This is a genomic window from Cyanobium sp. Tous-M-B4, assembly GCF_024345395.1.
Classification (GTDB): domain Bacteria; phylum Cyanobacteriota; class Cyanobacteriia; order PCC-6307; family Cyanobiaceae; genus Cyanobium_A.
Window position 1 is genome coordinate 52,915 of sequence record NZ_JAGQBA010000002.1, and the last position, 18,881, is coordinate 71,795.

The 18,881-nt window shown below is 59.7% G+C and carries 21 protein-coding genes; 10 read left to right on the plus strand and 11 right to left on the minus strand.

Features of this window, described 5'->3' with window-relative positions:
• Nucleotides 1-53 precede the first annotated feature (53 nt).
• Nucleotides 54-287, plus strand: coding sequence for a DUF3136 domain-containing protein (locus KBY73_RS03310; protein WP_254935690.1), 234 nt, complete (start codon nucleotides 54-56; stop codon nucleotides 285-287).
• On the opposite strand, the gene KBY73_RS03315 is transcribed toward KBY73_RS03310, so the two are convergent.
• Both KBY73_RS03315 and KBY73_RS03320 read right to left on the minus strand, forming a co-directional pair.
• The gene (locus tag KBY73_RS03315; RefSeq protein WP_254935691.1) at nucleotides 284-844 is read right to left on the minus strand and encodes a hypothetical protein; all 561 of its coding nucleotides are present in this window, start codon (nucleotides 842-844) and stop codon (nucleotides 284-286) included. The genes KBY73_RS03310 and KBY73_RS03315 overlap by 4 nt on opposite strands.
• Nucleotides 845-858: 14 nt before the next feature.
• Entirely contained in the window at nucleotides 859-1,416 is a 558-nt protein-coding gene (locus tag KBY73_RS03320) for a PilZ domain-containing protein (protein ID WP_254935692.1), read from the minus strand.
• A 42-nt stretch (nucleotides 1,417-1,458) separates the two neighbouring features.
• Here KBY73_RS03320 and KBY73_RS03325 point away from each other — a divergent pair, with 42 nt between their 5' ends.
• The 8 genes from KBY73_RS03325 to KBY73_RS03360 all read left to right on the plus strand — a co-directional run bounded on the left by KBY73_RS03325 (nucleotide 1,459) and on the right by KBY73_RS03360 (nucleotide 12,877).
• Entirely contained in the window at nucleotides 1,459-2,331 is an 873-nt protein-coding gene (locus tag KBY73_RS03325; RefSeq protein ID WP_254935693.1) for a LysR family transcriptional regulator substrate-binding protein, read from the plus strand.
• Between the two features lie 146 nt (nucleotides 2,332-2,477).
• On the plus strand, nucleotides 2,478-3,419 hold the full coding sequence (locus tag KBY73_RS03330; RefSeq protein ID WP_254935694.1) for a LysR substrate-binding domain-containing protein: 942 nt from the start codon (nucleotides 2,478-2,480) through the stop codon (nucleotides 3,417-3,419).
• Nucleotides 3,374-4,717 (plus strand): DUF6880 family protein, encoded by a 1,344-nt coding sequence (locus tag KBY73_RS03335; RefSeq protein WP_254935695.1) that lies wholly within the window; start codon nucleotides 3,374-3,376, stop codon nucleotides 4,715-4,717. The genes KBY73_RS03330 and KBY73_RS03335 overlap by 46 nt, the downstream gene beginning before the upstream one ends.
• 83 nt (nucleotides 4,718-4,800) lie before the next feature.
• Complete coding sequence (locus KBY73_RS03340) at nucleotides 4,801-5,973, plus strand: Fic family protein (RefSeq protein WP_254935696.1); 1,173 nt, start codon at nucleotides 4,801-4,803, stop codon at nucleotides 5,971-5,973.
• Between the two features lie 613 nt (nucleotides 5,974-6,586).
• Entirely contained in the window at nucleotides 6,587-6,784 is a 198-nt protein-coding gene (locus KBY73_RS03345; protein ID WP_254935697.1) for a type II toxin-antitoxin system RelE/ParE family toxin, read from the plus strand.
• On the plus strand, nucleotides 6,781-7,146 hold the full coding sequence (locus KBY73_RS03350) for an XRE family transcriptional regulator (RefSeq protein WP_254935698.1): 366 nt from the start codon (nucleotides 6,781-6,783) through the stop codon (nucleotides 7,144-7,146). Before KBY73_RS03345 ends, KBY73_RS03350 begins: the two co-directional genes overlap by 4 nt.
• 499 nt (nucleotides 7,147-7,645) lie before the next feature.
• Complete coding sequence (locus KBY73_RS03355) at nucleotides 7,646-10,138, plus strand: dynamin family protein (protein WP_254935699.1); 2,493 nt, start codon at nucleotides 7,646-7,648, stop codon at nucleotides 10,136-10,138.
• Between the two features lie 195 nt (nucleotides 10,139-10,333).
• A complete protein-coding gene (locus tag KBY73_RS03360) occupies nucleotides 10,334-12,877 on the plus strand; it encodes a DEAD/DEAH box helicase (protein ID WP_254936193.1) in 2,544 nt (847 codons plus the stop codon).
• Nucleotides 12,878-13,208: 331 nt separating this feature from the next.
• On the opposite strand, the gene KBY73_RS03365 is transcribed toward KBY73_RS03360, so the two are convergent.
• From KBY73_RS03365 to KBY73_RS03405, 9 genes are all read right to left on the minus strand, one after another.
• On the minus strand, nucleotides 13,209-13,454 hold the full coding sequence (locus KBY73_RS03365) for a helix-turn-helix domain-containing protein (RefSeq protein WP_315858396.1): 246 nt from the start codon (nucleotides 13,452-13,454) through the stop codon (nucleotides 13,209-13,211).
• Complete coding sequence (locus KBY73_RS03370) at nucleotides 13,454-14,233, minus strand: Bro-N domain-containing protein (protein ID WP_254935700.1); 780 nt, start codon at nucleotides 14,231-14,233, stop codon at nucleotides 13,454-13,456. The genes KBY73_RS03365 and KBY73_RS03370 overlap by 1 nt, the downstream gene beginning before the upstream one ends.
• The gene (locus KBY73_RS03375) at nucleotides 14,230-14,535 is read right to left on the minus strand and encodes a hypothetical protein (RefSeq protein ID WP_254935701.1); all 306 of its coding nucleotides are present in this window, start codon (nucleotides 14,533-14,535) and stop codon (nucleotides 14,230-14,232) included. Before KBY73_RS03375 ends, KBY73_RS03370 begins: the two co-directional genes overlap by 4 nt.
• The gene (locus KBY73_RS03380; RefSeq protein WP_254935702.1) at nucleotides 14,535-15,122 is read right to left on the minus strand and encodes a hypothetical protein; all 588 of its coding nucleotides are present in this window, start codon (nucleotides 15,120-15,122) and stop codon (nucleotides 14,535-14,537) included. The genes KBY73_RS03375 and KBY73_RS03380 overlap by 1 nt, the downstream gene beginning before the upstream one ends.
• On the minus strand, nucleotides 15,115-15,351 hold the full coding sequence (locus tag KBY73_RS03385; RefSeq protein ID WP_254929476.1) for a hypothetical protein: 237 nt from the start codon (nucleotides 15,349-15,351) through the stop codon (nucleotides 15,115-15,117). The genes KBY73_RS03380 and KBY73_RS03385 overlap by 8 nt, the downstream gene beginning before the upstream one ends.
• Nucleotides 15,348-16,067, minus strand: coding sequence for a hypothetical protein (locus KBY73_RS03390; protein ID WP_254935703.1), 720 nt, complete (start codon nucleotides 16,065-16,067; stop codon nucleotides 15,348-15,350). The genes KBY73_RS03385 and KBY73_RS03390 overlap by 4 nt, the downstream gene beginning before the upstream one ends.
• An 84-nt stretch (nucleotides 16,068-16,151) precedes the next feature.
• Nucleotides 16,152-16,901 (minus strand): hypothetical protein, encoded by a 750-nt coding sequence (locus KBY73_RS03395; RefSeq protein WP_254935704.1) that lies wholly within the window; start codon nucleotides 16,899-16,901, stop codon nucleotides 16,152-16,154.
• A gap of 43 nt (nucleotides 16,902-16,944) precedes the next feature.
• Nucleotides 16,945-17,124, minus strand: coding sequence for a hypothetical protein (locus KBY73_RS03400; RefSeq protein ID WP_254935705.1), 180 nt, complete (start codon nucleotides 17,122-17,124; stop codon nucleotides 16,945-16,947).
• On the minus strand, nucleotides 17,121-17,498 hold the full coding sequence (locus KBY73_RS03405; RefSeq protein WP_254935706.1) for a VRR-NUC domain-containing protein: 378 nt from the start codon (nucleotides 17,496-17,498) through the stop codon (nucleotides 17,121-17,123). The genes KBY73_RS03400 and KBY73_RS03405 overlap by 4 nt, the downstream gene beginning before the upstream one ends.
• Before the next feature lie 105 nt (nucleotides 17,499-17,603).
• Between KBY73_RS03405 and KBY73_RS03410 the strand changes: the two genes are divergently transcribed.
• Nucleotides 17,604-18,875: an ATP-binding protein gene (locus KBY73_RS03410; RefSeq protein WP_254935707.1), complete on the plus strand. Its 1,272-nt coding sequence runs from the start codon at nucleotides 17,604-17,606 to the stop codon at nucleotides 18,873-18,875.
• Nucleotides 18,876-18,881: the final 6 nt, after the last annotated feature.

Here is an 18,881-nt window from a genome sequence, read left to right on the forward strand (position 1 = left end):
CACTCAAGCCAGGGCCCTACCGGGTTCTTTGCGGCCGCCCAGCCCTGTGTGCCATGACCACCTCCCTCCCCGCTCCAAGTCTCACCATTGGTGAATTGGAAGCGAACTATCCGCTTTATTGCAAGGCCATGCGCCTGTTGATTCGCGAGGGCAAGACGATCGCCAAGGTGCGCCGTACGGTTTGCTGGCAGCGGCTGGAGATCCTGCACAATTGCCTGCCGACTCAATACCGCGAGCCCGATTATTTATTCGCCTTGCTGCAGCGGGAGTTGAGCGCCGGCCTCTAGGCGTCGCTTACTTTTTCCAGCTGGGGATCGAGAACCCACAGGGCTAAGCCGCCGCCCCGTCCCCTGGCCAGCAGCCAGCCGTTATCGGCGGCGCCTGAGCGAGCGATCAGGGCGAAAAATGGGCGCCGGCGTTGCTCCGGCTGCTGGCTGATCGCTTGTCGCCAGAGCCTTTGGCGACCGAGCCGCAATTCCAGCTGGTCAAACCAAAACTCCAATAACGGCCTGCGGCCCCGCAGATTGCCGCTGCCGCTGAAGCGCAGCTGCAACGCCCCGAGCTGAACGCTGTTCAGCACCGTTAGATCACCCTGTTCCAGAGAAGGGGCATCTGGAGGGGCATCTCGTGTGGCGATGCTCAAACTTGCCTGCAGGCCCCGCAGCAGGGCTGCCTTGGCGGGGTTGGGTTGGGCCCTGCCCTTGCTCCAGAGCAGCTGGAGCCGCCAGCGGCCACACAGCTGCTCTGCCGTAATCCCGGAGCCCTGGCGACGGCTGAGCCGCTCAAGGGCCAGCGCCTGTTCGCCACTGGGAATTTCGCTGGTGGGAATTTCGCTATTAGGCATTTCGCTACTGGGCATCAGACGTCGAAGTTGGCTTTGAGGTAGCGCTCCAAAAAGGTGCCTGGTGGTAGCTCGGGGGGCAATTCAAATTTCATGCCTAAGTAGGTCTGAAAGGCATCGTCTGAAAACCACATCAACTGGGCCTGGAAGTTGACCATGCCCGTGCCCACCACCTCGGTAAGGGTGAGATCGCAGCTGGTGGCCACCGGTAGATCCACCTGGCCGTTGGCGATCACGCAAAGTCCTGTGCGGCTTAGGTCCCACAGGGTGATGACCCACTGATTCCCGTCGGCAGTGCGGAGGGAGCCGCGGGGGGCAATGGCGAAGGGAATGACTTTGCGCTCGTCTTGACGGTTGTCGGCCGAGCCCCTACGGCTGAGGCCGCTGCGCCTATCGAGGCCACTGCGGCGATCTTGCCGCTGTTCATCTTTGAGCCAATCTTGAACGCCACGTTGTTGGTCGCTTTCGCGTCGTTCGCCGCCGCTGCGCCGGTCGTTCGTGTTCAGTTTCTGAAAGCGACCTTCACCCCCCATGACGTACTGAAGTTGGGCATAAGAGTCCTTAAAGCCTGTCATAGCTCAGGTCTGGCTTAAGGTCGAGCGTCAGTTTTCGCGGAATTGGTTGACCTTGATGCGCTTACGGCGCTCGACGCCCTGCAGTGGCTGCGTACGTGTGAAGAGGTCTCTAAGCGCTTCGGCCTAAGTCAGGCCACCGTCAGCAGGCAATCGCGAAAATGTCTTGATCTTTTTGGTCTTGACTTCCAACGCATCGAGGGCGAGTGGAACACCGTTGGCGATTCGACGATCTTGGCGCTGGAGCGCGGCGTTCATCAAGTGGCGAGGTGGCAGGGGCTTAGGCCCCTGCGCCTGGAGGCCACCTATTGGTCAGGCCCCTTGTTGTGCACTCCTGTACCAGATGGTTGGATTCTTGGCCTTGCCAATATTGTTGGAGTGCCGCGTAATTTTCAGCTAGTTAGGGAGCGGATTGTTGATGTCTGCCTCACCGGCTTGCCTGATGGCCCACCTGCCGGCGACCCTGAGCTGACTTCGATTGAGCTATCGAAGATGCCGGTATTTTTTGTTGTTAGGCCGGGTCATCCTTTGATTAATCAAGCCCAGCTGTCCTTTGCTGATATTGCCCAATATCCAACCCTTGCGCTGCCACCAGGCTCCTATCCCCAAGTTGAGGCTTGCCTAAAGAAGCTCGGCTTCTGGAATGATCACGTGCGAATGTTTCGCTATAAGCGTGAAAATTGGGAGGGCAAAACGGAGGCGGAGCTCACTATCGGCTATGCCACTTCACTCAGCATGGAAATTTCTGGAGGTGATCTAGTCAGGCTTCCCCTGGAGTTGCCATTTTCCTCTGGGGAGGTGCTTGTATGCCGCCGAGATTTTATTGATCATCCCCGTTTGCTTTCCTTGCAGGCTTTGCTGCTTTCCCGTCTCGCTGGTTTAGCTGAGCGCCACGGCGATATCCAGCTACACAAGTAGGCCGCAAATGATTAATTATGCAGAAACTGAAAGATTCTGTTTTGTTCGTTACACTCGGCTTGGTGTTTTTGCTTTTTTGCGATAGACTAATTTGGTTTGCGGGGGGGGGGGTGGGGGGGTTGGTCGAGCTTGATTGCCTAGCCGCCTTGGACGGTCTGATTTGGCTGCGCACGGGCCATCAGGTTGAAGCCAGGTTCGGGATCGGTCAATCCAGCGTGAGTCGCTTGAGTCGCAAGTGCGCTGAGGTGTTTGGCTTCTCCCTGGTCAGGGGCGGTTCCGAGTGGAGCTTCAAGGGTGATACGACACTGCTCAATCTTGAGCGTCGTGTTCATCAAGCGGTGCGGTGGACCAGTGGTAGGCATTTGCGTCTGGAGGCGCAGCACTGGTCTGGCCCGTTGCTCTGTGAGCCGGCTCCAGCAGGTTGGATTGCTGGCTGTTTTCACTTTCATGAATACGAAAGGCCGCTGCAGCTGCTGAGGGAAGGGGTGATTGACGCCTGGGTGGCTTCCTATCCCGATGTCCCAGCTGCCACTGACCCCGCCATTGCCTGCATTGGCTTGAGCCGAATGCCGATTTGGCTGGTGGTCGATCAATCTCATCCGTTGCTTGAGCTTGGTGAGCAGGTCACATTTGCCGACGTGGCTGCCTATCCCTGTATGCCCCTGCCTGATGGCGCCTTTCCTAAATTTCAGGCTGTCCTGGAAGCCTGTGGCTTGTGGAACGGCGGCAGCCCAGAACGGATTAGGAATCCTTCCTGGTTTGGTGAAGTTAATTGTGAAGATCTCCTTGTTGGTTTCGCAACTCCCCTCTCCCTACTTCTCAGTGGCGATTGCTGCAGGGTGCTGCCCCTAAAGCTGCCTTTAGAGGTTGGCGATGCCCTCCTAGTGCCAAGGCAATACGAGCGTGCCCCCCAAACGCTGCAGTTGCTGGCGGATCTTCGTTCGCGTTTGGAGAGCCTCGCCGGCGCCGCTCCAGACATGGTGGTGTTAGACGGGTTCGAGCACCCAAGTGCAACCCCAAGCGACAAGCCCTTTAAGGAGCAATGGCTGCCAAGCGCACCCTCAATGCCAAAAACCTCGAAGGGCTAGGCGCGGCCGTCCTCGCCGAATTGCTGATTGAGGTGAGTGCTGGCAGTGCGGTGATGCAGCGCCGTTTGCGGCTGGCGCTAGCTGCTGCTGAGGGTGCCGGCGGAGCGGCCCAGGAGGTGCGCAAGCGCTTGGCAGCCCTGGCCCGTGCCACCACCTTTGTTGATTCGCGCAAGCGCAAAGCTTTGGTGGTTGAGCTGGAGGCCCAGCACCAGGCCATCGCTGGACCGGTGGCTGCAGTGGATCCGCCGCTGGCTCTGGAGTTGCTGCTGCGTTTTCTCGAGCTGGCAGATGGTGTGCTGGATCGCTGCTCCGACAGCACGGGCATCGTGATTGGCCTGTTCCAGAGGGCCGTGGTTGACGTCGGGCCGCTGGCCAGCGCGGCCGCCGTGCCCGCCGAAGCGCTGGCTGAGCAGCTGCTGGAGCTGGTGTTTGAAAACGGCCACGGCCAATTTGACGACTTGATCCCGGCGGTGGCCGATGCCCTTGGCGATCCGGGCCTGCGACTTCTCGAGCAAGGCTGCCGCGAGCGGGGTGCCTGCGATGGTCACCCAGCCCTGCTGCAGATCGCTGAATGCCTGGGTGATGTGGATGGCTATGTGGCCCAGTTTGATGCCAAGCAATTGGCCTGGCCCCCCACCGCCGCGGATGTGGCAAGTCATTTGCTGCAGGCGGGCCGCATCCAGCAGGCCCTGGCGGTGCTGGATGGCGCGGCCAGGGCTGCGGCTGCCTGGCATTCCCCTGAGTGGGACGACACCCGCATCGTCGTGCTTGAGGCCCTGGGCCGCAACGACGAGGCTCAGCAGTTGCGTTGGGCTTGTTTTGCCAAAACCCTCTCGGCTAGCCATTTGCGCCAACACCTCAAACGGCTTGCTGCCTTCGAGGACGTAGAGGCGGAGGAGCGGGCCTTTGCGGTGGCTGAGGACCATCCCATGCGGCTGCTGGCCCTCGATTTCCTCGTGCGCTGGCCCGCAGTGGCGCGGGCTGGGCGCCTAGTGCTCGCCCATGGGCCCGACGACTGGGATGGTGAGGCCTTCGCAATCCTTGCCCCAGCGGCTGAGCGGCTCAGCGCTGAGCAGCCGCTGGCCGCCACGGTGCTGCTGCGCTCGATGTTGGTTTTTGCCCTGTCGACGGGCCGCACCAAGCGCTACCGGCACGCTGCCGAGCACTTGGTCAGCTGTGAGCTGCTGGCCGCGCGCATCGACGACTGGCAGGGCGTGGAGCGCCACGAGAGCTTCGTGGGTCGCATTCGGGAGGTCTTTGGCGGCCGCTGGAGCTTCTGGTCTCTTGTGGAGCGCTGAGGCTCTGGCAGGCTGGCCCTCTATTCACGGGAAGGCCGTTTCTTTGAATAAGCTGGCTGGGTATTTAAGGTTGCCTGGGTGTAGTGCGGCGCGAGGCCACCGGCCACTACGAGTTCAGCGCCACCGCTGGGGAAACGGTGAGGGCTTTTGTGCCCGACCCGCTGCCGCCAGAGCCCCCGGTGTTGCTGGTGGGGCCACTGCAGGCGCTGCATGAGCGGGCGCTGCTGGCCTGCGGCCGCCTTGACGGCGTTTCCACCCTGCTGCCTGATCCAGAGCTGTTCCTCTACGCCTACGTGCGCCGCGAGGCCCTGCTCTCCTCCCAGATAGAGGGCACCCAGTCGTCGCTTTCTGATCTGCTGCTGTTCGAGCTGCAGGAAGCACCCGGCGTTCCCTTTGACGATGTGGTGGAGGTCTCCAGCTATGTGGCCGGGCTGGAGCATGGCCTGGCCAGGCTGGCGGAGGGGTTCCCGCTCTCCTGTCGCCTGCTGCGTGAGATCCACGGCCGGCTGCTGAGTCGCGGTCGCGGCGCCGATCGCCTGCCGGGGGAGTTCCGGCGCAGCCAGAACTGGATCGGCGGCACCCGCCCAGGCAATGCCCGCTTCGTGCCGCCCCCGCCGGGGCTAGTAGATGACTGCATGGGGCTGCTGGAGCAGTTCATCCATGGCGGCCACCACGGTGAGCACTCTCTGCCGGTGCTGGTACGCGCCGCCCTGGTCCATGTGCAGTTCGAGACTATCCACCCATTTCTCGATGGCAACGGCCGCCTGGGCCGGCTGCTGATTGTGCTGATGCTGATTGAGGCTGGCGTGCTCCAGCAGCCGCTGCTCTACTTGAGCCTGTTCTTCAAGCAGCACCGCAGCCGCTACTACGAGCTGCTCGACGGCGTGCGCCAGCAGGGCGACTGGGAGGCCTGGCTCGGGTTTTTCCTTGAGGGGGTGGAGAGCACGGCCTCAGCCGCGGTGGCTACGGCTCAGCGGCTGCTGGCGCTGTTCCATACGGATGAAGCGCGGCTGGGAGAATTGGGCCGCTTTGGCCCCAGTGTGCGCTTGGTCTACGCGGCACTGAGGCGGCGGCCGCTCACCAGCACCAAGCAGCTCAAGGAGCTGAGTGGGCTTAGCTTCCCCACCGCCGGCAAGGCGATCGAGGCCCTAGTGGATCTCGGCATCGCTAGGGAGATCACGGGCGGACGGCGCAATCGTCTGTTCGCCTACGACGCCTACCTGGCGATCCTCAGCGAGGGAACTGAGCCGCTCTGAGCGTTCTGCTCCATCGCATCGGCCAGCCGCCGCCCCTGCAACCTGGAGAGTGAGGGAACAGAACCGATTGAAACGCCCCCTGTTGGATTCGAACCAACGACCGGCTGCTTAGAAGACTTACGATCGCTGGCTTAAGAAGCCTTGCTGCAACCGGGTTCTTGGGTCGTAAATTCGCCAGGTGTGAGCAGAAGTGTGAGCAGTTCGCCGAGGAGGAGGCCTCAGCGTGCCTTCGTTCGAGCGGTTGCGGGGTGCTTCGTCGCGGCTCGCGCCACACCTCCTTGGCCTGACCAGGCTGGAGCCCAGCACCAACGGCCGACCCGCCTGCGGGCTGGTGCTCGCACCGCTCCCTGGTCGTGCATTTCTGCCGCTCTTCTGCCGCACCGACCCCTGGGTGGATGGGCTTGACGGCAGCAGCCAAGCCCCTAAGGTATTCCATTGAGGGAATACTGGATGTGGGGTGTCGGTCAGACCGCTGTCTTCGAGGACTGGTGGGGCGAGCTCAGCGAGCAGGAGCAGGACGATGTGACGGCCATCGTTGAACTGCTCCAGGAAATGGGTCCCCAGCTGCCCTTCCCCCCACTCCTCAGGAGTGGAGAGTTCCAGGCACAGCCGCATGCGCGAGCTGCGCATCCAGTCCCATGGTGACCCTTTGCGTGTCTTCTATGCCTTTGATCCCAGCCGCAGCGCCATCCTGCTGATCGGCGGCAACAAGACCGGCAAGGACAAGCGGTTCTACAAAACGATGATCCCCAAGGCGGACGCGCTCTACGACGAACACCTCATCAATCTGCAATCCCAACCCAAGCCATGACGCGTTCTTTCTCTGAACTCACCAAAGACCTCAGCCCTGAGCGGCGTGAGCGCATTGAGCAGCGCAAGGAGCAGCTGCGGCAGGAAATGACCCTGGCGGAACTGCGCAGGGCCTTTTCACTCACCCAGGACACCCTGGCCAAAAACCTCAACGTCAAGCAGGCCGAGATCTCCAAAATCGAGAATCGGGCCGACATGCTGATGAGCACGTTGCGCAACTTCGTCCAGGCCATGGGTGGTGACCTGGAGGTGAGGGCTGTCTTCCCCGACCGCTCCATTGAGATCAGCGCCTTTTCTTCTCTGGCCAACAAGCCCGGCAAGTCGCGCGCTGGCAAAAAGAAACAGCAAATGGTTGAGGCGTAGAGATCACTCTTCTGGTGCGCATGTGGACCGTCTGACGATTCAGGTATCGAACTACGGCATTCTGCGATCTTGTCACTCTCTTTATGGCATGAGCGCTACCCCTGGAGATCAGTGGGGTTATGTCTTTCTTGAAGAGTTCCCATTGGACCTAGTACGAATAGATAGCTGGCTGGTTCTTTGCACCGTGTGACTTGCAGTCAAAGGCAGGGAAGAAGGTGGCACATATTCAACAGGGTCGATGCCAGGCGATGGCTAGGTAGTTGGGTGGTGGGAAGTTGGGGCAAGAAGGGAAATTGTTAGGCCTGAGAAGTTCGCGCTCCGAACGTGTGGCTATATATTTGGCCGATCTTGGTCAATCCAGATCTTTCATAATATGCTGCTTTTGCATGAATATCTAGCTTTGGAGAATCTTTACCCCTGCATCGGCAAAAGCCCCTGGTTGGGATAGAATCCGTCAAATTTCACCTGCATGCAGAACAGCCTGTGTCGGAGGTAGGCCATGAATGCCCATGAGCTATTGGAATGGTACGAGCAGTCAGCTCGTCCGTTTCTCGAAAGGCACTCGCCAGACAGGCTTGAGGCACTGCAAGCCGATCAGGAGCGACTGAGTCGCCTCTTGGACTCGAAGGACGAAGTCACTGTTTGCTTTCTAGGTAACTCCGGTGTGGGCAAGAGCACACTGTTGAATGCCCTTGCTGCCGGCGCAAGCCAGATTCTCCCTGCTGGCGGTATTGGCCCCTTAACAGCACAGGCGACTGAGGTTCGCTACAGCGAGGAAAAGTTCTTTCACGTTACCTACCACCCAAAAAAGAATCTCTGGCGGCTTGCTTTCGCATTGGAATCTCGGCTACAGGCTGAGCGTCGTGCGGCCAAGCGGAAACATGGATCCGAAGTGATCGCAGATGGTGTACCAGCAGAAGAAGCTGGCCTGTCTGAGTTGGCAAGTGAACTGACACAGGATGATCTTGCAGAAGTTCTACAGCAAGCCCAAGTAGAACCAGTAGATTCGAGTGAAGATGGAACAGCCGATCCTGATGATGCACTTGAGGGCTTGATTAAACAAGCCAAGAACATTGTTTGCGGAAAGCAATTTGCTGAACGACCACTGGAGTACTTGGTAGATGCGCTCAGGCAAGCCTGCGGCTATGAACTCAAGTGGGAATCAGATATCGATGTAGGCGATCAAGCCCGAATCGAGCGGATCAAGCAAATTATGCTCTTCAGCAACGAAGATCGAACATATGAGCGAAGAGAGGGACAGGATCCTCGAGGGTTTCAGGAGGATATGACAGCACATGCCGCTGGCTTTCTGTCCCCGCTGATTGAACGGATTGATGTTGGTTGGCCTTCAGAACTGCTGCGATCTGGAGTTGTGCTGGTGGATTTGCCGGGCGTGGGTATTGCTCAGGATTCCTACCGAGACGTGACCAAATCCTATGTGCGCGATAAAGCTCGCGCCGTGATCGTCACCGTTGATAGGGCTGGCCCCACGGAGTCCACTATGGAGCTCCTTCGTACCAGCGGATATTGGCAGCGCTTAGTAGGCGCTGCAGATGATCCAGCTAGTGACGCTTGCACAATGCTGATAGCGGTCACTAAAGTCGATGATGTCACCCAGACTGAGTGGCAGAATCAAATCTCCACCCTAGAAGAAGGTGCACAACGCCCTAAAAAAAGAGATGTGTTTGCGCAACTCGTGGAGGAATTCAAGCCACGGATGAAATCCCAGATTGTCGAGCAGCTAGGTAAAATTGGTGATTCATCCAACGAGTCGGTCAATGCTGCTAGGGGGCAGGCCCGTGCAAGCATTATGGATTCACTGGAAATACATCCTGTTTCGGCTACTGAGCTACGCAGAATCCTGCTTGATGATGAGGATGATCGCCCTTTTCTGACAACCGTTGAACAGACAGGCATTTCGGAGCTGCAGGATTCTTTGGCTGGTCTTGCGCGACGTGAAACGGAGAGACAACGTCAAGCGATCGAGGAGCTGACTCAGAGGCTGGCGACAAGCCTGATTAGTGAGATGCAGCTCATCGAGGCAAGGTGGAAACAGGAAAACCGAGCGGCAGAGGAAGCCGAAAGACTTGAGAAGGCTCTCACTCCAATTCTTAATGATAAGAAGGAGGAATACCGCGCTCGCGCGGCTGCCTTTCGCAACTTTCTGGATGAGACTGTACAGGCGAAGATTGAAGCCCTGGTTTTGGAAGCACAGATAGCAGCCGAGAAAGACGTAAAGGAATATCTTTCTAGCCTGAGAGGTGCTCACTGGGGGACCCTGCGTGCGGCCGTGCGCCGAGGTGGCACATTTTATGGAAGCAGAAATATTAACCTTCCTGATGATATTACTGGATATTTTCTAGAGCCAATGGCAGCGGTTTGGGGCCAGAAGCTCTTGCGGGTAATCCGCGCGAAAACTTCCGATCTCGCAAGCGATACTGTTCAGATGGTTGAAGAGCTATGCGATTGGGCTATAGAGAATGGCGGGGTGACAGTAAGAAAGCAACTCCTACAGGCCCAGCGAGATCGTATATCCGCATTGGCGAAGCAGATCAAATCTGTTGGCAAGGAAGCTGTTGATGAGCTGCGACAGACCGTGAAATCAGAACTGTCATCAACTATCCGACAGCCAATCAAAATCTCATGTGAGCAGTTTGTTAAAAACGGAAATGACATTGGCCCTGGCGTCAAGCTGCGCATATTGGAATTGTTTTCCGACTTGGCTAAAGTGGCGACCTCTGCAGCCAAGGAGCCTGCTATTCGCATTCTTCAAGAGAATGCAACTCGCGTGCGAATGGAAGTCCAGCAGGAGTTGAAAAAGGGGGGCGATCCCTTGCAAGATACTGCTGATCTAATCGTTGAGAGCCACGAGGCACGGGTCCGTCGGTCTGATGCTCAAAAGCGCCGGACTGTTCTGATGGAGGTTGGTGCGGTGATTGACGGATTTCCTAATATGTCATCTGAAAATCTCCGCGCCGAAGTCCCGGGCTAGGAGGAAGCGATGCTTTTCGAGTACTCGGGTCATCAAAGAGCTTTATTGAGAACAGTCGATGACTTTGGCTTTGTTACGTATGATCTAGTCGGCATTCCAAGGCGGCTCTGTGAGATCGATTCACTCCCGCCTCTAGTCGAAACCAATGTCGATAAGCGTCGGGCAAAGCAGCTCCCCACACCCGCTGCCCAATTGGTGAAGCTAGAGCTCGCCGAGGGTGATAATTGGCTTTCCCTATCTTCAAGAACACTTGCGCGGGTATACGCTGCATTTCTTGTTGCTGAGGATCCTCAACGTCGCTTAGACGCGCGTAAAGCAGCCACCCTCATGCATCAAGTGAGCTTAGTCCAGCACATTTTACAGCGTCCCGATCTCAAGAAAGTTCTTATTGGTGATGAGGTTGGGCTCGGGAAGACTATTGAAGCGGGCCTGATCATTCGCCAGCTGCTTGAACGAGACTCTCGGATCCGAGTTCTATACTTAGCACCAGCTCGCTTGGTCTCTAACGTTGCAAGTGAGTTTCGCGATAAGCTTGATCTGGATGCACGTGTATGGGTGGCCGGCTCTGGTTCTGACGCCCGGATAGAGGACGACAGGATCGTTATTGCAAGTATTCACAAAGCAGTCTTTGGAGACAACCTCGACAAAGTAGTCAAAGGAGGGCCGTGGGATGTCCTTATCGTTGATGAATGCCACCATCTTTCCGACTGGAGCCCGTCTGGTGGCAAGCCTAACCAGTCTTTCAAGCTTGTAAGCCAGCTCATCAAGGGTCAGCCCGAAGAAGGGCGCCTGGTCCTCATGAGTGGAACCCCACATCAAGGGAGTGAAACCAGATTCCGTAATATTCTCAGATTGCTCTCTGACGATGGTAAAGACATCAAGGGTGCTGCAGGTCGTGTCATCTTTCGCACAAAAGATCGTGTTCGAGATTGGAGAGGAGCACCGCTTTTCCCGTCCCGTGATATCCGGAAGCCAGTCGTCGTAGAGCTCGGTAAAAACTACGAAGAATGGTATTCCTTGGTCGGCAAGCTTTATGACATAGATGGACTCAATGGAGTTCGCCTGCGTGCTGCAGGATGGGCAAAGGGGCAGGCTCTGCAGTGGGCTGCTTCGAGCGTTCAAGCGGGACTTGGCTTCTTAATCCGACTAGGAATTCGGCGTCTGAATTGGACTTTAGAGCATCCTTCACTGAGTCCAGCCCTCGCAGCTCTAAGGCCCTACCGGGGAGGCCCAGCGAATGAGCCAATACCTACACTCTTTGATCGGCTGGTCAAGCAGGTTGGTAAAGCTGCCCTGCAGCAGGTAGGAGATGAAGACGAGGAGGATTGGGATGAAGAGGAGTGGCGGCCTGATCCGAAATTGCTGGCTCAGTTGCTCGATGAAGGCGTGCAGCTGATTGAGAGTGGATCGTCGCAAGCAAAGTGGGATGCCGTTTGTGACTTGATCGATCGGTTTGAGGGAGACAAGGTGGTTCTCTTTGCGCAGCCTGTAGAGACGGTTTCTGTTGTGGCAGCTGTCCTTGAAAAGCGATATGGCATTAAGCCAGCGATCATCATTGGTAACCAGCCTGACCATGAGCGGACTGCACAAGTCACGCGCTTTCAATCGGACGACGGCCCCCGCTTTCTTGTTTCTTCAAAGGCCGGTGGCGAAGGACTCAATATGCAGCGTGCCAGGTATCTGATCCATCTCGATGTTCCCTGGAACCCCATGGATTTGGAGCAGCGGATTGGCAGGGTTCATCGATTTGGATCACGCAAGACCATTGTGGTTGACACCGTGGTTGCAGCAGGGAGTAGGGAAATCGATATGTATCGGATTGCGAGAGACAAGCTCGCATTGGTGGCACGCCATCTGGATCCCGAACAGTTTGAGACCTTGTTCAGTCGAGTGATGTCACTTGTCCCCCCAAAGGAGCTTGAGGCCATCTTGGGCGACCTTTCTGGACCGCTTGCTATCGACTCGCCTGGGGCGGAGGAGATAGGACGGCTCGTTAATGAAGGCTTTCACTCCTGGAGCCGCTTTGATGATGCGTATCGACGCCAAGCAGAGCTCATCAGAGCTGCCAGCCCGGGTGAAGCGCACTGGGCTGACCTCGCTGCCTTGCTCGTTAAGTACTGTGGTGCCTCAGATGGCCCTGGCGCTACATTTTCCTCCTTTGAGTTCTCGAACGATGAAATCATCGCAATCGAGGAAAATGTTGGCACGATTCAGGCAAATGGCAAGATCTATGCGTGTGGAGATACGGGGGGCTTGCTGGCTGCCGGGCCTGGCGGTGAAGTCGCGGCAAATCTTGGATTGAATCTTGATTGGGTTCAGCGCAACTTGCGTAATATTCTGACTCCTGATCGCCCCGTCGGAATCGCCTTTGTGAATCGATCGCCGAATCTTAGTCAGGATTCGAAAGGTGGAGATGTCACTGTATTCCTTTTCTTGCTTCGACAGCAACTCAGGCATGAGGCTGGGCGCTGGTCCGAAGGTATGGTTGAGCTGCGGCTCTTTTCGGTCGATAGAGAGAATCCGCCTGAAGAGGTGCTTGGAGAGGCGAAGGCCAGACTGGTTCGAGCATTGAGCTCCTCTACCAGGGTGAAAGACCCTCAGTCAGTCCGCATCAGAGAGGATTTTCCTTCTTTGGAGAATGAGCTTTTTTCAATGCTTCGGACTCCCTCTGAAGATGACATCGCGCGGGGTGTGCGCTATGTCGTCTGGCCATTGGCTGCAGTAGCTGTGATCCCGTAGGTTGGCTCTGCATCCCCTCCTTGCTTGGTTGCTGACTACTTCACGACAGGGCGGACTGTTGCCTTGCTCGACCTTTATCTTTGTGATCTCTCCAACAGCGGTTTCTGTATCTCGAACGGGTAGACGTCCTATGGCTTGTAAGGAGCTTCTGGGTGTGCCAGGCCGCGAATCCACCGCTGAGCGAGATGGAAATTAGCACTTGCATAAGAAGGGGCACCTTCAGACGTATGCATTCGGCCTGATCATGCTTGCCTCACATCAACCGGCCCCATCCGGAGCCTTTTGTCTGAGGTGGCTCTCCTCCGGATGAGTGGTCGCACGTCCGCTGATTTCAGGACTGCAGATGTCTCCTACTCCAGCCGGTGATCGTGGCCTCCACGTTCTCCAGGTGCCACTGCAGTGGCCCCCGACCCTGAGTGCAGCCCCAGCGGCGGTAGTGCTTGCCCGGGGTGAGCACCCCCCGCAGCCGCAGCTGACGGAGGGTCTCGCGGCTCATCCCAAGAGCAGCGCAAGCTTCGGCCGTCGTCATCCAGACCCGCTGACGTCCGGATGGGGGTGGTGTCGTCTGGTTCTCCATCAGGCCAGCTCCCGCAGCACGCTGACCACCGCGGGATTCCAGAGGATCTGGTAGCCGCTGTGGCCGCCGCGGCAATAGGGCAGGGCTTCTGCCCAATGTTCGCCGGCATTGGTGAGTTCCCATTCCCCACGCTGATTGCGGATCTGCAGCCCGCAGGCTGCAAGGTGTTGGTTCGTGTCCTTGGCTTTCATCCCTAGCAGCTGCCCGAGCCCCGTGGCATTGAGTGAGCAGATCGGGTCCTCCGCTGCCGGCAGGGCTCGCCGCAGGGTTTCGGTCGCCAGCCCAGTGTTTTCCTGAATGCAGGTGAGCGTTGCTGCCATGGCGATACCGGGTTTCACGCCGGGGACCTGGGCGACGGCCTGACCAATCAGCAACAGAGCCCCGACGCTGTCCTGCTTATCTGAGGGCAAGGATGCCGGCGTGGGCGCGAGGCCAGGCACGGAATAGCGCCCTGTCCGGCGGATCGCCGGCAAAACCTCGTGTGTGACCCAACGCTTGAAGCGCTTGGCCTCCGGCTTGCGGCTGCCGAGAACCAAGGTGTAGAGACCAGGTTCATTCACCGTGGCCACGGCCTGCACACCGCCAGGGGTGTCAGTTGAAATGACACCCTTCTCGTCGTCATCCAGTCGGGTCGTGGCCTGACGAGGATTGCCGATCCCCAGCACGCTGCAGACATCGGTGGCGACAAACCAGGGGTCGCCGTGCTCGTCAGCGAAGACGCGGAGCTGGCTGCCTTCGAAGTCAAAGGGAACAAGGGTGCTTGAAGTCGTGCTGTTCATCGGTCTGAAAACGCTGTGACGGGTGGAACCTCACCGGCATCAGTGCCGGCGGCGGGGCGGAAGACGGTGTTGGCGCTGCTCACAGGCCGAGGCGGCACAGGCCCGGCAAGCACGAGCAGCAGGGTGCTGAGCTGAAACGCCAGCCCCAGCAGCACCAGGGCGCGCAGCCCGGCAAGGCTGGAGGCCGTGACCATGACGGTGGGCCGGCGGGTGCGGCAGAAGGCAGGCAGCTGGGGAGCGGGCCGGTGAGGGGGCCTGCCGCTCCAGGCCCCGGCGTTGATGCCCTGACGATCAAGCGGCATCAGAACAACTCCTCGCCCTCGTCGGATGCACCGGTGCTCCAATCACCGGCACCACTGCCGGTGGTGGTGTAACCCTCGACCTCCTCGAAGCCATCGGTGGGATCGACCTGCTCGTAGGCAACGAACTCGACGACCTGGATGGCACGGGGCTGGAAGGTCATGCCGCAGCCGTTTTCGCCATCCCAGTCGTAGATGTCGAAGGCCACGACGACCTTGGAGCCGTTGCCGATGGCGGCCCCATCCCAGGGCTGCTTTTTGGCATCGACGATGCGGGGCCCCTCAGACAGGGAGCCATCACGCCGCTGAAACTGCGGCACCTTGAAGCGCACCGCGGTGAGCTCGCTGGGCGTTTCCTTGTCCGGCTTCCAGGGGAAACCCTTCTCGGCGCGGCGCTTGCGGCTGCCATGCAGAGCGATGAACTGGTCCTCCATTGCCAGCAAGAAGGACTGCGCCTTTTGGTCACTGTTGGGAAGCAGCAGATCGCAGGTCCAGGCCTTGGGTTTGCTCTTGTCGAGCTGGTGCCGGGGGGTGATCAGGTGGGCCCAGCGCACTTCGGCGAGGGGCGTGCGGAAGATCGTCTTAGCCATGGGTTGACTCGGGGTGAACGGTGGACGAGAGGGGTTGATCGAATGGGGCAAGCGGCGGCAGGCCAAGGCGCTCGCGCAGCAGGTGATGCACGGCGCCGCTGGCCGAGAGGTTGCGGGCTTGCATCAGCTCGCGGACCTGCAGGTAGACGTCGGTGCGGACCTGGGTCTGGATGACATGGCGACCGGCCCGTGAGCGGGGCTGCTCGCCATAGCGACGGGGCCTGCTCATGGCTCTGCGGGCGCTTGAGCGCCTTCGAACTCCTCGAGGAAGCGGTCGATGAAGGCGCTGTGCTGGTGCTGGGTGATGCGATCACCGATCGAGCGGGCATTGCGTGGCACCTGGAAGTGCTCACGGAACGCCGTGGTCAGCTCACGCCGAGCGGCCTGGGGAAGGGCAAGGATGCGCTGATGCGTGGCCTCGATTTCCTGAGCCGTGAGTGGCTCCAGAGCGACATCACTGCCACCGGCGCCTGCACAGGGTTCGGATGCCTCAGGAGAGGACGTCTTCGCCAGCAGAGCAGGACGTTGCACACCAGCAGAAGCGAGCTCAGCGACAGAAGCCGCCTCAGGCTCTACAGGCATAGCCTGCTTGGCTAAAGGAATGCCCAGCAGCATGGCCAGCATCCAGCCGGAAGCCTGAAGTGGGTCGTCGACCTCGTCGGCCCACTCTTCACTGCTGACCTCGGCGCCACCGGCGTGCATCACCGTGACCCGCAGCTTGTGTCGGCCACGGATGTCGACCAGCTGGCTGCTGAAGGCAATGCCCTGGGCAAACGCCGGCCTGGCCGCTTCGACCACGGCGGCCAGGTCAAGGGATGGAACGGCCTGCACCTGTTCCTGGAAGGAGGCCAGGGCGGCCGTGAGGGCGCGCTCGGCGCCGCCTTTTTCGCCGAGCAGCTCAAGGGCGCTGGCTGGCACGTCTGCGCGTGCGGGGATCTGCGTCATGGCATCAGGGTGTCGGGCTCGTGCCCGCTGGCCTGAGCTTAGCGGCTTTCTAACGCGAGCCGCAATCGGTTGGCGTCCTCGGACTTATCCGGGCTCCTTCCTGCGTCGCCGGGCGGCCGGCTTGGGCGGTCCTGCCGGGTCGTTGGCTTCCCAGGCTCGGATCCACTCGTCAGGAAGGAACTGCTCGTCTTGCGTCCAGAGTTGCGCCAGTTCGGAAGTGGAGTAGTCGTCGAGGGCCAGGACCTCGCGAAAACGCTTGCGGTACATCTCCGGCACCGACGCGGCGAGCTGCTCCAGCGCATCGGTGACGTCGGCGTCGCGCGTTCTGATCACACGACGCACATGGCGCCTCCAGTTCTGACAGAGATCCTCGGCTTCTTTCGACGAGAAGGTGGGAGAGAGAACTGCCTGATATCTATCGGGAACTTCCAGGTATCCGATGTAGCAGCTCCAGAATTCAACGGCACCCCAGGGCTGCTTTCCATCGTTGCCCAGCAATGGCTCGGCATATTCGATTTGTTCTCGAATACGCAGGGATTTGACCCCTTCCAGTCGTCGATGAGTATCCAGCAGCAACCTTCGGTTCAGTTCCTCAAGCTGGAAAAAAGCTTTCTGACGCAGCTCGCCGGCCTTGCCCTGCTCGATCACCGAGAGGTTGCCGTAGGAGATCACCTCAAACTTCGCTTCGGCACCCCACTCGCAGGCGGTGTACTGGGTCCAGCCGTTGCGGCGGCGCCAGTTCAACAGCATCTTCCCGAAGGCCCGACGTGACTCCTGTTGCCAGTCGAGGACGGCCTGGTAGGAGCGCCCCGTCAGGTCCATGTCGTATGTCATAGCCCGATTCTACGACCTGCTTGCCATTGCAAGCCAGAGCCTGTCAAGACTTGGCGGCATGGATTGAGTGGTTCACCGGCTCGGCCAGCAGCTGTTTGACCTGCTGGCCGCTCAGGATCCGACCCGTCTGAGCCTGGAAGCGCAGGGCCAGCGTGTACGGGTGTGCACCGGGATGGCAGCGAGCGAGGGACTGCAGCTGCCGGCTGAGCTCAGGCCGGTTCATGCCGTTTGCTCCTCGACGGCGCTCAACGTCAGGACTGCCTGGGCCTGTTGAACCGAGCGGCAGACGGCAGCAAGGCCGCCGAGATCTTGCACCGCCTGCAGGAAGGCGCGCTGCTCCGGACTGACGACCCCGCAGTTCGTCTTGATCTCCAGGGCAACGAACTGAGCAATCCGCTGGCCGACCAGTTCAGGCGTGATCTCCAGCGAGCGCAGACCGATCAGATCGCTGCTGCCCTTGGACAACCCGAAGCGCACGAAGCGCCCCTGCTGGTCGACCAAAGCGCCGGTGTTGTTGCGCCAGAGCCGTACCGGTCCGCGGCCGCAGGCCAGGCGGATGCGCTGCTGGATCTCGTGTTCGCTGGGGGAGGAGGCCATGCCTCCTGTTGCCGGGCAGGCCAGCGGCCTGCGGTAGGTATTGGCAGTTCCGCCAATATGAGGGCAGTATTGGCTGAACTGGTCTCGCGGCTGATACCTCGATCGATGGCACTGCCGAACCTCTGGGGGCTCTACAACCTGCGCTCCTCCCCCTACTTCCAGGCCACCCTGCGCTCGGATACCGAGGCCACTCCCCTCAATCTCTTCGTGGGCCGAGAGCGAGAACGGCAACTGCTGCTCACCACCATCGGTAGCAGCCGCAGCTCGAGGCAGGCTGTTGCCGGCAGGCCCGGAATCGGTAAGACCACCCTGGTGCAGGCGGTGAAGGCCGACGCCCGAGAGGCGGGGTACTGGACCTCCTCCGAGATCATTTCCTTGGGCAGTGAAGGCGGCTCAGAAGACCTGCTGGGCCGGCTGCTCAATGGCGCCTATGACGCCGTGCTGGCCAGTTTCCCCGCCGCTTCCGGACCAGCGATTGAAGCCGCGCAGCAGCTGGTGCGCAGCTTTCGCCTGCGCGGCGGCGGCTTTTCGGCATCAGCGTTTGGATTTGGGGCTGGCGGCACCCAAACCGAAGGCGTATCGACACCACCGAGTGCGCTCGTCCTTGATGGCCCACGGGTGCTGCGGGACCTGCTGGTCTACGCACAGGCGCAGGGGGCCCAGGGTCTGGTGCTGCACCTGAACAACCTTGAGAATCTCAGCGAGGCTGATGCCGACCGTGCCGCCGATCTGCTGCGCAGCGTCCGCGATCAGGCCCTGTTGCTGGATGGCCTGCACTTGATCGTGGTGGGCACGACCGACGCGGTGCGGACGGTGGTGCAAACCCACACCCAGATCCGTTCGGTGTTTAGCGATCCGCAGGTGCTCCAGCCTCTGGCGCTGGAGGCCGTGCAGCTGCTGCTGACCAACCGCTACGCCGCTCTGCAGTTGAGCCCGGGGCAGCCCTGGCGCGCACCGGTGGATGAGGCCGTGGTGGAGCGGCTCTATCAGCTCTTTCGCGGGGATCTGCGCGGAATGCTCAAGGCCCTCGAGGACGGCATGACGGCTTTGCTGGGGCTGACCAGTGCCGCAACCAGCGATGGGGCCGCGCCTGTCGGCATGGACGACCTGCTCTTGGTGCTGCGGCAGCGCAACCAGCAGGAGCTGAACGATCAGCTGGGGCCGACGGCCTGGGAACGTCTGCGGGCATGGGGCAACCGTGACCCGGAAGCCATTGAGATTCAGACAGGTCTCAAGACGCTCTGGGGCGTCAGCCAATCGGCGGTCTCCCAGACCCTGCAGCAACTCACCACCGCTGCCGCCGTGGAAGCCCTCCCCCGCAAGGGGCGTGATCCGATTCAGTACATGCTGACCGGAACGGCCCGGCTGGCCTTTTGACCGCGC

What these genes read in the sequence shown, in the direction of transcription:
- KBY73_RS03310 (WP_254935690.1), top strand. Translation starts at nt 54, where the DNA reads ATGACCACCTCCCTCCCCGCTCCAAGTCTCACCATTGGTGAATTGGAA.
- KBY73_RS03315 (WP_254935691.1), bottom strand. Translation starts at nt 844, where the DNA reads ATGCCTAATAGCGAAATTCCCACCAGCGAAATTCCCAGTGGCGAACAG.
- KBY73_RS03320 (WP_254935692.1), bottom strand. Translation starts at nt 1,416, where the DNA reads ATGACAGGCTTTAAGGACTCTTATGCCCAACTTCAGTACGTCATGGGG.
- KBY73_RS03335 (WP_254935695.1), top strand. Translation starts at nt 3,374, where the DNA reads ATGGCTGCCAAGCGCACCCTCAATGCCAAAAACCTCGAAGGGCTAGGC.
- KBY73_RS03345 (WP_254935697.1), top strand. Translation starts at nt 6,587, where the DNA reads ATGCGCGAGCTGCGCATCCAGTCCCATGGTGACCCTTTGCGTGTCTTC.
- KBY73_RS03350 (WP_254935698.1), top strand. Translation starts at nt 6,781, where the DNA reads ATGACGCGTTCTTTCTCTGAACTCACCAAAGACCTCAGCCCTGAGCGG.
- KBY73_RS03355 (WP_254935699.1), top strand. Translation starts at nt 7,646, where the DNA reads ATGAATGCCCATGAGCTATTGGAATGGTACGAGCAGTCAGCTCGTCCG.
- KBY73_RS03365 (WP_315858396.1), bottom strand. Translation starts at nt 13,454, where the DNA reads ATGGAGAACCAGACGACACCACCCCCATCCGGACGTCAGCGGGTCTGG.
- KBY73_RS03370 (WP_254935700.1), bottom strand. Translation starts at nt 14,233, where the DNA reads ATGAACAGCACGACTTCAAGCACCCTTGTTCCCTTTGACTTCGAAGGC.
- KBY73_RS03375 (WP_254935701.1), bottom strand. Translation starts at nt 14,535, where the DNA reads ATGCCGCTTGATCGTCAGGGCATCAACGCCGGGGCCTGGAGCGGCAGG.
- KBY73_RS03380 (WP_254935702.1), bottom strand. Translation starts at nt 15,122, where the DNA reads ATGGCTAAGACGATCTTCCGCACGCCCCTCGCCGAAGTGCGCTGGGCC.
- KBY73_RS03385 (WP_254929476.1), bottom strand. Translation starts at nt 15,351, where the DNA reads ATGAGCAGGCCCCGTCGCTATGGCGAGCAGCCCCGCTCACGGGCCGGT.
- KBY73_RS03390 (WP_254935703.1), bottom strand. Translation starts at nt 16,067, where the DNA reads ATGACGCAGATCCCCGCACGCGCAGACGTGCCAGCCAGCGCCCTTGAG.
- KBY73_RS03395 (WP_254935704.1), bottom strand. Translation starts at nt 16,901, where the DNA reads ATGACATACGACATGGACCTGACGGGGCGCTCCTACCAGGCCGTCCTC.
- KBY73_RS03400 (WP_254935705.1), bottom strand. Translation starts at nt 17,124, where the DNA reads ATGAACCGGCCTGAGCTCAGCCGGCAGCTGCAGTCCCTCGCTCGCTGC.
- KBY73_RS03405 (WP_254935706.1), bottom strand. Translation starts at nt 17,498, where the DNA reads ATGGCCTCCTCCCCCAGCGAACACGAGATCCAGCAGCGCATCCGCCTG.
- KBY73_RS03410 (WP_254935707.1), top strand. Translation starts at nt 17,604, where the DNA reads ATGGCACTGCCGAACCTCTGGGGGCTCTACAACCTGCGCTCCTCCCCC.